The organism is Streptomyces venetus, from assembly GCF_039540295.1.
In the GTDB taxonomy this organism is placed as follows: domain Bacteria; phylum Actinomycetota; class Actinomycetes; order Streptomycetales; family Streptomycetaceae; genus Streptomyces; species Streptomyces venetus.
Genome location: NZ_BAABET010000005.1, coordinates 1 through 13179 on the forward strand (window position 1 = coordinate 1; position 13179 = coordinate 13179).

Sequence of the window (13179 nt, forward strand, 5' to 3'; positions counted from 1 at the left end):
CTCGGGCTTTCCTCCGGGCGCTTCCCTTCGGTCTTGCGTTTCCGACTCTATCAGATCTTTCCGATCCGATTTCCTCGGTGCTTTCCAGGTTCCCGCTTTCGCGTTTCCCTTTCCGGCGGTTCCGACTTTATCAGAAGTTTCGAGCCGGACTGACCGGCAACTCAATTCCGATTTATCGGGAGGGGCTTCAATGAAAGCGATGCTTCACGAAGCAGACAGATGCTCACTGTAGCCGGTTCGGGGCTGAACCCCGCCTCCAGGCAACTGTTCGAATCTACCTCCCCGCATTCGCCGTGTCAACGGCTCCTGTGGGGCGAAGAGGAGACTAGCAGTTGAACGGACGTGGACGCACATCAGGCGGTCGTGCCCTGCTTCAGGCCGCTGTCGGGACGGTGGCGCTGCGTTCCGCTGCCTCGACGTCGCCGGTCTCACCGGCGCGTGCGGCACGGCCACCCACGACATAGACGTAAAGCAGGAAGGCCAGTTCGGCGATGACTCCGATGGTGATGCGTGCCCAGGTGGGAAGGCCGGACGGGGTGACGAAGCCTTCGATGGCGCCGGAGACGAAGAGGACCAGGGCGAGGCCTATGGCCATGCCGATGGCGGCTCGGCCCTCTTCCGCGAGAGCCGTGCGCCGTGTGCGCGGGCCCGGGTCTATCAGGGTCCAGCCGAGGCGCAGACCCGTGCCGGCCGCGACGAAGACGGCGGTCAGTTCAAGCAGGCCGTGTGGGAGGACGAGGCCGAGGAACGTGTCGAGGCGACCTGCCGAGGACATCAGGCCGAAGCCCACGCCGAGGTTGAGCATGTTCTGGAAGAGGATCCAGATGACCGGTAGACCGACGAAGACCCCGAGGATCAGGCACAGGGCAGCGGCCCAGGCGTTGTTCGTCCAGACCTGGGCGGCGAAGCTCGCGGCCGGGTGGCTGGAGTAGTACGTCTCGTACTGGCCGCCCGGGCGGGTGAGCTCGCGTAGTTCGCTGGGGGCCGCGAGGGAGGCCTGCACTTCGGGGTGGGTGCCGATCCACCAGCCCAGGAGGGCGGCGACGGCCGTGGACAGCAGCGCGGTGGGGACCCACCAGTGGCGTGAGGTGTAGACGGCGGCGGGGAAGCCGTGGGTGAGGAACCGGGTGACGTCGCGCCAGGAGGCGCGCCGGGTGCCTGTCACGGCGCTTCGCGCGCGTGCCACGAGTTGGCTGAGCCGGCCGGTCAGCTGGGGGTCGGGTGCGCTGGACTGGATCAGGGAGAGGTGCGTGGCGGTGCGCTGGTAGAGGGTGACGAGTTCGTCGGCTTCGGCGCCGTTGAGGCGGCGCTGGCGGCGGAGCAGGGCTTCGAGGCGGTCCCACTCCGCGCGATGGGCGGAGACGAAGACGTCGAGGTCCATCGGTGTGCCTGCTCCTCGGCTGTTCGTCGGCGGCTCGTCGTGGATCAGCTTGTCGTACTACGGCGCGATGCGCCCTCAGCTTGGCAGACTGGCCCTGACGGGGGCAGGGCAGGGGAAGGACGGCGGGCGTGAGTGAGCTGGTGACGGGCGAGGCGGTGGCGTTGGAGCTGCGCCCGGCGAGGCTGCCCAGCAGGGCGTTGGCCGTGTTGCTGGATCTCGTGGCGGCCATGGCCGTCTACATCGCGGTGACCGTCGCGTTGGTGGTGTCCACTGCCTCGCTGGACGAGGCGGCGCAGACGGCGCTGTCGATCGCGACGTTCGTTCTGGTGCTGGTGGGTGCGCCGATAGCGGTCGAGACGCTCAGTCACGGGCGGTCGCTCGGGAAGATGGCCTGCGGGCTGCGTGTGGTGCGGGACGACGGTGGTCCGATCAGGTTCCGGCATGCCCTGGTGAGGGGCTTGATCGGGGTGATCGAGATTCTGATGACCTTCGGCATCGTCGCCTGTGTCGCCTCGTTCGTGTCGGCGCGTGGGCGGCGGCTCGGTGACGTGTTCGCGGGGACTCTCGTCGTACGGGAACGGATTCCGGTCGCGCGGACCGGTTTCGTGCCGACTCCTCCGCCGTGGCTGGCCGGGCGGTTCTCGGGGCTCGATCTGTCCGCGGTGCCCGACGGTCTGTGGCTCGCCGTCCGTCAGTACCTGACGCGCATGCAGCAGTTGGATCCGCAGGTGGGCCGGTCGATGGCGGAGCGGCTGGCGTCGGATCTGGCGGAGCGTACGGGGGCTCCGGTGCCGCAGGGTGTTCCGGCGGCGGCGTATCTGGCAGCGGTCGTGCAGGAGCGGCAGGCTCGGGAGGCCCGGCGGGCTTTCGTCAGTGTCAGGGGGGACGGGTCCGCCTCTTCCGCGACGTCTGCTGCGACACCGGCCGACGTCCAGGCTCCGGCCGACGTACGGGCTCCGGCCGACGTACGGGCTTCAGCCGACGTACGGGCTTCAGCCGTGGACGAGGTCGGGGCTGCGCACGGATCACCGGTGGTGCCAGGTGGCGCTGCGTCCGGGGCATCCGAAACTCCCGCAGCGACCGAAGCGACCTCGCCGGTTACGGGAGGCCGGCCTGCCGAGTCGCACGAGGTGCCGGTGGGTGACCGTCCCGGCACCGGGTTCGTGCCGCCGGCGTGACGGCGGGCGGGCTGCCCCGCTCATCGGCTGCCGGGGCGGTCGGCTCAGGTGAACGGCGACGGTGGTGATTCGAGGTCCTCGAGCTCGATGCCGGGGGCCGCGAGCACCACGTCGCCGGCGATGTGCACGGCGTGCTGCTCACCCGTGTCCAGGGCTGTGACCTGGTATTCGTCCACGGTCAGAGGGCCACTGTCAGTGGTGTGTGCTTCTCTTTTCAGCAAGGCCCACGACTGGTCCACGGTGCGCGGGGCGAGGACCGGGTCCGTGAAGGCTACGAGGCGTACGCGGGTGGCTGTTGCCGAGGGGGTGAGGCGCAGGAGACGGGCGGTGGCGACGAGGAATGCCGGGGAGGTCCCGGTGAAGGCATGGGCGGGCACATTGCCTTCGGTGGCCTCGGTTCCGGTGGGGTCGGTGCGGACCCAGGTGACGCCGTCGAGTGCGGCACCGCGGACCTGCCAGGCGGCGGCGTGGAGTTCGAGGCGGATGGGGCGGCCGAGTTCGTCGAGAGTGAGGTCCACGGAACCGCGGTGATCGCCTGAGGGGGTGGTCAGCTGGGAGACGTAGCGCCAGCCGGAGGGGCCGACGGCGCACTGGAAGTGCTCATCTGCGAGGGGGGTGTGATCGTGCGGATCATGGAGCGAATAACGGCCGCGGGGCATGGGGGTCCTGGGTCCTGACGGGCTGGGCCGGTCACCGGTCCGTCGAACGGGGCAGGCCCCCGGCACGGGGGTGCGGGGGCCTGCCTCGGTCTCGACGGTGCTGAACTACCGGCTCAGTAGCGGTAGTGGTCCGGCTTGAACGGGCCCTCGACCTGCACGCCGATGTATTCGGCCTGCTCGGGGCGGAGCGTGGTGAGCTTCACGCCGAGCGCGTCGAGGTGGAGGCGGGCGACCTTCTCGTCGAGGTGCTTGGGCAGCACGTAGACGCCGGTCGGGTACTCGTCGGGCTTGGTGAACAGCTCGATCTGGGCCAGGGTCTGGTCCGCGAAGGAGTTGGACATCACGAACGACGGGTGGCCGGTGGCGTTGCCCAGGTTCAGCAGGCGGCCCTCGGAGAGGACGATGATCACCTTGCCGTCGGGGAAGGTCCAGGTGTGGACCTGCGGCTTGACCTCGTCCTTGACGATCCCGGGGATCTTGGCGAGGCCGGCCATGTCGATCTCGTTGTCGAAGTGGCCGATGTTGCCGACGATGGCCTGGTGCTTCATCTTGGCCATGTCCGAGGCCATGATGATGTCCTTGTTGCCGGTCGTGGTGATGAAGATGTCGGCCTTGTCGATGACCTCGTCGAGGGTCGTGACCTGGTAGCCGTCCATCGCGGCCTGGAGGGCGCAGATCGGGTCGATCTCGGTGACGATCACACGGGCGCCCTGTCCGCGCAGGGACTCCGCGCAGCCCTTGCCCACGTCGCCGTAGCCGCAGACGACCGCGGTCTTGCCGCCGATGAGGACGTCGGTGGCGCGGTTGATGCCGTCGACGAGGGAGTGGCGGCAGCCGTACTTGTTGTCGAACTTCGACTTGGTGACGGCGTCGTTGACGTTGATCGCCGGGAACAGGAGGGTGCCGTCGCGCTGCATCTCGTACAGGCGGTGGACGCCGGTGGTGGTCTCCTCGGTGACGCCGCGGATCTCCGAGGACAGCTGGGTCCACTTCTGCGAACCGTCCGTGATGGTGCGGTTCAGCAGCTCGAGGATGACGCGGTGCTCGTCGGACTCGGCGGTGTCGGGCGAGGGGACCTTGCCGTCCTTCTCGTATTCGACGCCCTTGTGGACGAGGAGGGTGGCGTCACCGCCGTCGTCGAGGATCATGTTGGGGCCGCCGGTGGGGCTGTCCGGCCAGGTCAGAGCCTGCTCCGTGCACCACCAGTACTCCTCCAGGGTCTCGCCCTTCCAGGCGAAGACCGGGACGCCCTGGGGGTTGTCCACGGTGCCGTTCGGGCCGACGGCGATGGCCGCGGCGGCGTGGTCCTGGGTGGAGAAGATGTTGCAGGAGGCCCAGCGGACCTGTGCGCCCAGGGCGACCAGGGTCTCGATGAGCACGGCGGTCTGCACGGTCATGTGCAGGGAGCCGGTGACACGGGCGCCGGCCAGGGGCTGTGCCTCGGCGTACTCCTTGCGGATCGCCATCAGGCCGGGCATCTCGTGCTCGGCGAGGGTGATCTCCTTGCGGCCGAACTCGGCCAGGGAGAGGTCGGCGACCTTGAAGTCCTGTCGGTTGTCGACAGTCGTCATTCGAGCTGCTCCTCGGGTTGGGTCGAGGTGGGTACGGCTGGTCTGCGCGGCGGCGGACACAGGGGTGCCCCGAAGGAGGACACAGGCATGCCCGCGTACGCGCAGCGCAGTCCGTCGGAGGCCCTCTCTCCCTCGGCCGGTCCGCGTCGGGACCGCCCGACCGCCATCAGCAGCGACGTCTGGCTCCGTCCCAAGCTACACCGGGAGGCCGTGCCACCCCCAGCCCGCCTCCGAATAGATCGCGCCACCGGGGACGGGGTGAGCGGGCTGGGTGCGGGGGCCTTCGGGGGCGGCGGCAGGTCAGGTGGCGGTGAGGTGTGCGAGTGGTGGGCGAGAGCGATAACAGGACACCAACGAACGGTCGACAGGAGGCGGTAAACCGGTACGTTCAGGGACCTTTCGGCCTTTGAGTCTGCGGTGGGGTGGTGCAGGATGCCCCGGAGATCTGACCAACTGATCGATCTTGCGGGAGCGTCCGGGACGGCGGTTCCGTATGACAAAGGCGTTAGGAGATCGACGTGACGAATCCGGCCGGCCCTCCCCCCACGGGCGACGGCGGTGGCGAGCGGCAGCGGTTGAAGCTGCTCGCGGTGACCGCGTGCCCGACCGGCATCGCCCACACCTACATGGCGGCCGAGAAGCTCGCCCAGGCCGCCGAGAGCCGCGGCATCGACATGAAGGTGGAGACCCAGGGATCCATCGGGGCTGAAAACGTCCTCGACGACAACGATGTCAACCACGCGGACGGTGTCATCGTCGCCGCGGACAAGGACGTGGACCTGAGCCGTTTCGTCGGCAAGCGGGTGCTGACGGTCGGGGTGGCGGAGGGCATTCGCCACCCGGAGCAGCTCATCGAGAGGGTGCTGTCGGCGCCCGTGCACACCGAAGGGGGCACCCCCTCGGCCCCCACGAACTCCGCGGCCGGCGGCAAGGAGCGGAGCATCGGGTACAAGGCGCTGATGAACGGGGTCAGTTACATGATCCCGTTCGTCGTGGTCGGCGGGCTGCTGATCGCGATCTCGCTCTCGCTCGGCGGGCACACCGACCCGTCGGGCGGGCTGGTCATCCCGAAGGACTCCTTCTGGATGGACGTGAACAACATCGGCGTCATCGGCTTCACGCTGATGGTGCCGATCCTGTCGGGCTATATCGCGTACGCCATCGGGGACCGGCCCGCGCTGGTGCCCGGCATGATCGGCGGCTGGATCGCCAACACCGGTGAGCTGTACGGCTCCAAGGCGGGGGCCGGGTTCATCGGGGCGATCGTGACCGGGTTCCTCGCCGGGTATCTGGTGCTGTGGATCAAGAAGGTCAAGGTCCCGAAGTTCGCGCAGCCGATCATGCCGATCATCGTGATCCCGATCGTGGCGACCACGGCACTGGGGCTGTTCTTCATCTACGTCCTCGGCAAGCCGATCTCCTGGGTGTTCGAGCATCTGACCGACTGGCTCAGCGGTATGACCGGTACCAGCGCGATCCTGCTCGGCGCGATCCTGGGGCTCATGATCGCGTTCGACATGGGCGGGCCGGTCAACAAGACGGCGTTCCTGTTCGGCGCCGGGCTCATCGCGACCGGCAACCAGACGGTCATGGGCATGTGCGCGGCCGCGATCCCGGTCATGCCGCTGGGGCAGGGCCTGGCCACGCTGATACGGAAGCGGCTGTACACCGAGCAGGAGCGGGAGACGGGGCTCGCCTCGCTGTTCATGGGGTGCTTCGGCATCTCGGAGGGTGCGATCCCGTTCGCGGCGGCGCGGCCCGCGCAGGTCATCCCGGCCAACATGCTGGGTGGCGCGGTCGCCGGTGCGATCGCGGGTGTCGCCGGTGTCGAGGACGCGGTGCCGCACGGTGGTCCGATCGTGGCGGTACTGGGCGCGGTGAGTGGTGTGCCGATGTTCTTCGTGGCCGTGGTGATCGGCTCGGTTGTCACCGCGCTGGCCACGGTCGCCCTGGTGGACCTGAGCGAGCGCGGGGGACGCGGGGCGGCGGCAGGTGGCGCCGGTGCGGCTGTGCCCGTGCCAGAGCCCGTCCCGGCCGGGGTGGGTGCCGGAGGGGTCGGCGTCGGCGGCGGCACGGCGTCGCGGCCGGCCGTCCGGGAGACGGAGACGGTCGGCGCGGGTGCGTCACCCGCGGCGACGTCCGCACCGCCCGCAACGCCCGCACCCCCAGCGGATCGTGAGACGGCCGCATCCGAGACGCCTGAAGTGGCCGCCGACAGCGCTACGGCCGCGGAGACCGGGGTGGACGGAATTGACGGAGTGGACGGGGTTCTCTCCGGCTACCTCACCCAGGAGACCGTGAAGGTCGAGCTCGGTGCGGACGGCAAGGAGTCCGCGATCCGGGAGATGAGTGAGCTGCTGGCACGCACCGGCAAGGTCGCGGATGTGGACGAGCTGGTGGCGTGCGCGCTGCGGCGGGAGGCGCAGGGCACGACCGGGCTCGGTGAGGAGATCGCGATTCCGCACGCCAAGACGGATGCGGTGACGGAGCCGGTGGTCGGTTTCGCGCGGTCCGCGGAGGGCGTCGAGTGGGGCTCGCTGGACGGCACGAAGGCGAGGCTGGTGTTCATGATCGCCGTGCCGGAGGCGGCGGCCGGTGACGAGCACCTGCGGATTCTGGCGTTGCTGTCGCGGAAGTTGATGGACGCCGGATTCCGTGAGCGGCTGCTGGCCGCGCCGGACGAACCGGCGCTCCTCGGGGTGCTGCGCGAGGTCGGGTGACCGGAGGCCTCAGAAGAAGCCCATGGGGCCCGCCGACAGGTTCGGCGGGCCCCATGGGCGTGGAAGAGGCGAGGTGTCAGTGGTCGGCGGCGTGGGGGGTCGGACCGCCCGGGGTCGCCTCGGGGTCGGGGCCCTTGGCGGCTTCGGCCTCGCTGTAGATGTCCGGCTCGAGGTAGATGACGCGGGCGATCGGGACGGCTTCGCGGATGCGGGCCTCGGCGGCGTTGATGGCGGTGGCGATCTCGGTGGCCGTCTCCTCGTGACGGACGGCGATCTTGGCGGCGACCAGGAGTTCCTCCGGGCCGAGGTGGAGCGTGCGCATGTGGATGACGCGGGTGACCGTGTCGCCGTCGACGAGGGCGGTCGCGATCTTCTGGGTCTCCTCCGCGCCGGCGGCCTCACCGAGCAGCAGCGACTTGGTCTCGGCGGCGAGGACCAGGGCGATCACGATGAGCAGGACGCCGATGCAGAGGGTGCCGATGCCGTCCCAGACGCTGTCGCCGGTGAGCAGGGCGAGGCCGACGCCACCGAGCGCGAGGACCAGGCCGACCAGGGCGCCGAGGTCCTCCAGCAGGACGACCGGCAGCTCAGGGGCCTTGGCGCGGCGGACGAACTCCGTCCAGGAGCGGCCGCCGCGCAGGGTGTTGGACTCCTTGATGGCGGTGCGGAAGGAGAACCCCTCGGCGATGATCGCGAAGACCAGGACGCCGACCGGCCAGTACCAGTGCTCCAGCTCGTGCGGGTGCTTGATCTTCTCGTAGCCCTCGTAGAGGGCGAACATGCCGCCGACCGAGAAGAGCACGATGGACACGAGGAAGGCGTAGATGTAGCGCTCGCGGCCGTATCCGAAGGGGTGCTGCGGGGTGGCCTCGCGCTGGGCCTTCTTTCCGCCGACCAGGAGCAGTGCCTGGTTGCCGGAGTCGGCGACCGAGTGCACGGACTCGGCGAGCATCGACGACGAGCCGCTGAAGAGGAACGCCACGAACTTCGCTACCGCGATCGCTAGGTTGGCTCCCAGTGCCGCCACGATCGCCTTGGTGCCGCCTGACGCGCTCATATGCTCGCGTTGTCCCTTCGTACGCCGTTCCATGGCCCGGACGCCCGCCTTGGTGCGCCGCCCGTGGCTTTACCCGTGCTTGACGGTGGGCCATTGTTGCAGCCCGCTCAGGCGCGGGTACCCCAGGACCGCCCTGGGAAGGGTCAGGCGACGACCGTGGCCCGGAAGAGCGTGCCGGTTCCGGACACTTCGGCCTTTTCGCCTGCCGGGACGAAGACGGACCGGCCCGGGCTCAGGTCGTGCTCGCCCGCCCGGACGGAGCCGGCCGTGCAGAGCAGGATCTGCGGGGTCGCGCGGGTGAGGTCCTGGGCGGTGCCTCCCTCGGGGAGGACATGACGGGACAGGCGGAACTCGTCGATCGGGGTCTCGTAGAGCTCCTCGCCGTCCGGGGCGGCCTCGGGACGCAGGACGCCGGGGTCGCTGGGGCGGAAGCGGACGATGCGCAGGAGTTCGGGGACGTCGACGTGCTTGGGGGTGAGGCCGCAGCGCAGGACGTTGTCGGAGTTGGCCATGATCTCCACGCCGAGGCCGTTGAGGTAGGCGTGCGGGACTCCGGCGCCGAGATAGAGGGCCTCGCCGGGCTGGAGCCGGACGTGGTTCAGCAGCATCGCGGCGATGACGCCGGGGTCGCCCGGGTAGTGGTGGGCGATGTCCGCGTAGGGGGCGTAGCTGCCGCCGAGGCGGGCGCAGGCGGCCGCCGCCTCCTCCACCGTGCGGGACATCTCCTCGGGGTCGGCGGTGAGGATCGCCGTGAGGACCTCGCGCAGGGCGGCGCCCTCGGGGTGGGCGTGCAGCAGGTCGACGTACGGCTTGAGGGAGTCGACGCCGAGGTCGTCGAGCAGGGCGGCGGCCGAGAGCGGGGAGCGGAAGCCGCAGAGGCCGTCGAACTCGGTGAGCGCGCAGATCAGTTCGGGCTTGTGGTTGGCGTCCTTGTAGTTGCGGTGCGGGGCGTCCACGGGGATGCCGCGGCGCTCCTCGTCGGCGTAGCCCTCCTTGGCCTGTTCCAGGTCGGGGTGGACCTGGAGGGAGAGCGGGCCGCCGGCCGCGAGGATCTTGAGGAGGAAGGGCAGACGGGGCCCGAACTTGGCGACGGTGGCCGGTCCGAGTTCCTTCTCGGGGTCGGCGTCGATGACCTCGACGAGCGTGCCCCGGCCGGTGCGTGAGGGTGCGCCCGGGTGGGCGCCCATCCACATCTCCGCCTGCGGTTCGCCGGTCGGTTCGGTGCCGAGCAGGTGCGGGATGGCGGTGGTGGAGCCCCAGGCGTAGGGGCGGATGGTGTTGTCGAGGCGGTCCATGGAGGTCTCTCTGCGTGTCTGTGCGTACGACGTACGTACGACGTGCGTACGGCCGTGGCGTGCCAGGCCGGCTTACGGGGGCTGGGCTCGGGCGTCAGGGTGTCCCGGGCATGATCAGGCCCTCGAAGCGAGCGCCAGGTAAACCGCGGCGAAATCCGTGATGGCGATCAGTTCCGCGAGGGTCTCCAGTTCGTCGCCCGCCTCGGGTTCGAGCTCGCTGATCGGGGTGTCGTGGCTGAGGGCCAGGTCGCGGGCGCCGGGTGCGGCGGTGAGGCCGCCGATGGGGCGGTCGCGGAGGAGCACCACGCGCGCGTGGAGGGCAGGTGGTTCCTCGACGCGGTCGCGGAAGAAGTCGTCGGGGTCGGCGCTGGCGGCCAGCGGGCCGGCGAGCAGCGCGCCGTGGGCGGCGAGGGCCTCGGGGAGTTCGGCGACCACCGCGGGGGTGCCGGACAGTTCGGCGAGCGCGGCGGCAAAGCGGCGGCCCGCCGGGCCTGCCGAGATGCCCTCGGTCCAGACGACCGGGAGCGCGTCGGCGAGCTCGGCGGCCAGGGTCTTGGCGGGGTTGCTGTAGGTGGCGATGGCGGGGCCGCAGAACTCGGCGACGCGGTCGAGGCGGTCGGCGACCTTGCCGAGGGCGTCAGGCGGGGCGGCGAGCACTCCCGTACGGTCCAGGAGCGCGAGGAGCGGGGTGAGCAGAGCCCACAGGACGCCGGGGGCGGACGCGGCGAAGGGCTCCTCCTGGTCGTACGGGGCGGTCGCCATGGGCACGAACAGGCCGTGCGAGCCGGCTACGGCGTCGGCGAGCGGGGTACGGGCGGGGGCCACGGCGACGACGGTGCAGCCACGGCGGTAGGCCTGCTCGGCGAGAAGGGACAGGCCCGGTTCGGTGCCGTCCGGCGTGGTGATCAGGAGGAGGTCGACGGAGCCGGTCCAGCCGGGCAGTTCCCAGCGCAGGGCGCCTGCCGCGGGGGCGACCCCGGTGGGGGCCAGCCGGATGACCGGGCTGCCGGCGGCGGCGAGGGTGCCGAGGAGGTCGGCGGCGTGGGTGGCTGCCGCGCCCGGGCCCGCGATGAGGACGGCGCGGGGCCGGCCGTCGGGCTTGAGGTCGTTGACACCGGCCTCGGCGGAGTGGCGGGCCGCCGTGCGGACGCGGGCGCCGGCTTCTGCGGCGCCGCGGAGCAGGCCGCGGTGGTCGGCCTCGGCGAGGCCCTCCGGGGAGTCGAGCAGCGATTCGTCGAGCATGGGGCGGCAGCCTCCGATCGCCGGGGTCCATTGGTTCCGGGACTCTTCTGGGTGTCCTACGTCGGTGCCCGTTGTGCCGGGGTCCATGTGCGCCGCTGGGGCTGCCCCGGGCGGTCGGGTCATGCCGGGCGGCGGGCCTCGTCGACCAGGAGGACGGGGATGCCGTCGCGTACGGGGTAGGCCAGGCCGCACTCCTGGGCGGTGCAGAGGAGTTCGGTGTCCTTCTCCTCGAGAGGGGCGTGGCAGGCCGGGCAGGCGAGGATGTCCAGGAGGCCGGCTTCGAGTGGCATGCGGGTTCCTTCGGAGATCGGCGGGGTGGATGTGCCTGGTCAGGGTACCGCCGTGGGGTGGGCTGCGGGGTGGGTGAAGGGGCTCTGCCCCTTCGACCCCGCCAGGGGGCTCCGCCCCCTGGACCCCCGGCCTTCGCCCACCCACCACCCGAATCGGTCGGACAGGAGGCCGGGCTCGCCCCCGAAGCGGTCGGACCGGAAGCCAGACCCGCCCCGAAGCCGTCGGACCCGAAGCCAGGCCGCCCCGAAGCCGTCGGACCCGAAGCCAGGCCCGCCCGAAGCCGTCGGGTGGGAAGCTGGGGCCTTCTTCAGGAGGCCCGGCTCGAGCGGACTCAGCCTCTGATGATGCCCAGTGCCTCGTCGCGCACTTTGGCCATCGTCTCCGGGTCCTTGGCCTCCGCGTTCAGGCGCAGCAGGGGTTCCGTGTTGGAGGGGCGGACGTTGAACCACCAGTCGCCGGCGGAGACGGTCAGGCCGTCCAGCTCGTCGAGGTCGATGCCCTCGCGGTTCTCGTACGCGGAGCGGATCGCGGCGAGGCGGCCCGCCTGGTCGGTGACCGTGGAGTTGATCTCGCCGGAGCCGGCGTACCGGTCGTACTGGGACACCAGGGAGGAGAGGGGGCCCGCCTGGCCGCCCAGGGCCGCCAGGACGTGGAGTGCGGCCAGCATGCCCGTGTCGGCGTTCCAGAAGTCGCGGAAGTAGTAGTGGGCGGAGTGCTCGCCGCCGAAGATCGCGCCCGTGCGGGCCATCTCGGCCTTGATGAAGGAGTGGCCGACGCGGGTGCGGGCCGGGGTGCCGCCGTTCTCCTTCACGACCTCGGCGACCGAGCGGGAGGTGATCAGGTTGTGGATGATCGTGCCCTTGCCGCCGTGCCGGGCCAGTTCGCGGGAGGCCACCAGGGCGGTGATCGCCGACGGGGAGACGGGCTCGCCGCGCTCGTCGACGACGAAGCAGCGGTCGGCGTCGCCGTCGAAGGCGAGGCCCAGGTCGGCGCCCTCCTCGCGGACCCGCTTCTGGAGGTCGACGAGGTTGGCGGGGTCGAGGGGGTTGGCCTCGTGGTTGGGGAAGGTGCCGTCCAGCTCGAAGTACATCGGCACCAGGGTCAGGGGCAGGCCGGCGAAGACCTCGGGGACCGTGTGGCCGCCCATGCCGTTGCCCGCGTCGACGACGACCTTCAGGGGGCGGATGGAGCTCAGGTCGACCAGGGAGCGCAGGTGGGCCGCGTAGTCCGACAGCGTGTCGCGGCCGGTGATGGTGCCCGGCGTCGCGGCGGGCTCGGGGGCGCCCGACTCGCTCCAGCGCTCGACCAGTTCGCGGATCTCGGCGAGGCCCGTGTCCTGGCCGACCGGGGCGGCGCCCGCGCGGCACATCTTGATGCCGTTGTACCGGGCCGGGTTGTGGGAGGCGGTGAACATGGCGCCCGGCAGGTTCAGCGCACCCGAGGCGTAGTAGAGCTGGTCCGTCGAGCACAGGCCGATCTCGGTCACGTCGGCGCCCAGCGCGGCGGCCCCGCGCGCGAAGGCACGGGACAGGCCGGGTGAGGAGGGCCGCATGTCGTGCCCGGTCACGATGGCGCTCGCGTCGGTGACCCGGACGAAGGCCGCTCCGAAGAGCTCGGCCAGGGACTCGTCCCACTGGTCGGGGACGACCCCGCGTACGTCGTACGCCTTCACGACCTGCGACAGATCAGCAGCCACGGCCAACCTTCCTGAAAAAGTACTGTCGGTCGGCCCAAACTACCCTCGCCCACTGACAGCGCGCTGGGCGGACGGCGAGAGGGCTCCGA

General features: G+C 70.7%; 11 protein-coding genes. 3 read left to right on the forward strand and 8 right to left on the reverse strand.

Annotation, left to right across the window (positions count from 1 at the left end; genetic code table 11):
- A partial coding sequence (locus ABEA82_RS17110; RefSeq protein WP_345662376.1) for a hypothetical protein occupies positions 1 to 194 on the forward strand: 194 nt, incomplete at its 5' end.
- Positions 195 to 373: 179 nt separating this feature from the next.
- On the opposite strand, the gene ABEA82_RS17115 is transcribed toward ABEA82_RS17110, so the two are convergent.
- A complete protein-coding gene (locus tag ABEA82_RS17115) occupies positions 374 to 1381 on the reverse strand; it encodes a stage II sporulation protein M (RefSeq protein ID WP_345662377.1) in 1008 nt (335 codons plus the stop codon).
- A 128-nt stretch (positions 1382 to 1509) separates the two neighbouring features.
- Here ABEA82_RS17115 and ABEA82_RS17120 point away from each other — a divergent pair, with 128 nt between their 5' ends.
- Positions 1510 to 2559: an RDD family protein gene (locus tag ABEA82_RS17120; protein ID WP_345662378.1), complete on the forward strand. Its 1050-nt coding sequence runs from the start codon at positions 1510 to 1512 to the stop codon at positions 2557 to 2559.
- A gap of 44 nt (positions 2560 to 2603) precedes the next feature.
- Here the strand turns inward: ABEA82_RS17120 and ABEA82_RS17125 are convergent, their stop codons facing one another.
- Together ABEA82_RS17125 and ahcY are read right to left on the reverse strand one after the other, a co-directional pair.
- On the reverse strand, positions 2604 to 3218 hold the full coding sequence (locus ABEA82_RS17125) for a hypothetical protein (protein WP_345662379.1): 615 nt from the start codon (positions 3216 to 3218) through the stop codon (positions 2604 to 2606).
- Between the two features lie 113 nt (positions 3219 to 3331).
- The gene (gene ahcY, locus ABEA82_RS17130) at positions 3332 to 4789 is read right to left on the reverse strand and encodes an adenosylhomocysteinase (RefSeq protein WP_345662380.1); all 1458 of its coding nucleotides are present in this window, start codon (positions 4787 to 4789) and stop codon (positions 3332 to 3334) included.
- Positions 4790 to 5307: 518 nt separating this feature from the next.
- On the opposite strand from ahcY, the gene ABEA82_RS17135 reads away from it, so the two are divergent.
- Entirely contained in the window at positions 5308 to 7509 is a 2202-nt protein-coding gene (locus tag ABEA82_RS17135) for a fructose-specific PTS transporter subunit EIIC (RefSeq protein WP_345662381.1), read from the forward strand.
- Between the two features lie 76 nt (positions 7510 to 7585).
- Here the strand turns inward: ABEA82_RS17135 and ABEA82_RS17140 are convergent, their stop codons facing one another.
- The 5 genes from ABEA82_RS17140 to ABEA82_RS17160 form a co-directional block, all read right to left on the reverse strand.
- On the reverse strand, positions 7586 to 8566 hold the full coding sequence (locus ABEA82_RS17140; RefSeq protein ID WP_345662382.1) for a cation diffusion facilitator family transporter: 981 nt from the start codon (positions 8564 to 8566) through the stop codon (positions 7586 to 7588).
- Positions 8567 to 8709: 143 nt separating this feature from the next.
- Positions 8710 to 9861, reverse strand: a complete 1152-nt coding sequence (gene manA / locus ABEA82_RS17145; RefSeq protein ID WP_345662383.1) for a mannose-6-phosphate isomerase, class I — start codon at positions 9859 to 9861, stop codon at positions 8710 to 8712.
- Between the two features lie 114 nt (positions 9862 to 9975).
- Positions 9976 to 11103 (reverse strand): SIS domain-containing protein, encoded by a 1128-nt coding sequence (locus tag ABEA82_RS17150; protein ID WP_345662384.1) that lies wholly within the window; start codon positions 11101 to 11103, stop codon positions 9976 to 9978.
- A gap of 119 nt (positions 11104 to 11222) precedes the next feature.
- Positions 11223 to 11393: a Trm112 family protein gene (locus ABEA82_RS17155; RefSeq protein WP_345662385.1), complete on the reverse strand. Its 171-nt coding sequence runs from the start codon at positions 11391 to 11393 to the stop codon at positions 11223 to 11225.
- A gap of 332 nt (positions 11394 to 11725) precedes the next feature.
- Positions 11726 to 13090 (reverse strand): phosphomannomutase/phosphoglucomutase, encoded by a 1365-nt coding sequence (locus tag ABEA82_RS17160; RefSeq protein WP_345662386.1) that lies wholly within the window; start codon positions 13088 to 13090, stop codon positions 11726 to 11728.
- Positions 13091 to 13179: the final 89 nt, after the last annotated feature.

Excerpts from the sequence above, each read along its gene's own strand:
- ABEA82_RS17115 (WP_345662377.1), bottom strand. The coding sequence starts at position 1,381 with ATGGACCTCGACGTCTTCGTCTCCGCCCATCGCGCGGAGTGGGACCGC.
- ABEA82_RS17125 (WP_345662379.1), bottom strand. The coding sequence starts at position 3,218 with ATGCCCCGCGGCCGTTATTCGCTCCATGATCCGCACGATCACACCCCC.
- ahcY (WP_345662380.1), bottom strand. The coding sequence starts at position 4,789 with ATGACGACTGTCGACAACCGACAGGACTTCAAGGTCGCCGACCTCTCC.
- ABEA82_RS17140 (WP_345662382.1), bottom strand. The coding sequence starts at position 8,566 with ATGAGCGCGTCAGGCGGCACCAAGGCGATCGTGGCGGCACTGGGAGCC.
- manA (WP_345662383.1), bottom strand. The coding sequence starts at position 9,861 with ATGGACCGCCTCGACAACACCATCCGCCCCTACGCCTGGGGCTCCACC.
- ABEA82_RS17150 (WP_345662384.1), bottom strand. The coding sequence starts at position 11,103 with ATGCTCGACGAATCGCTGCTCGACTCCCCGGAGGGCCTCGCCGAGGCC.
- ABEA82_RS17155 (WP_345662385.1), bottom strand. The coding sequence starts at position 11,393 with ATGCCACTCGAAGCCGGCCTCCTGGACATCCTCGCCTGCCCGGCCTGC.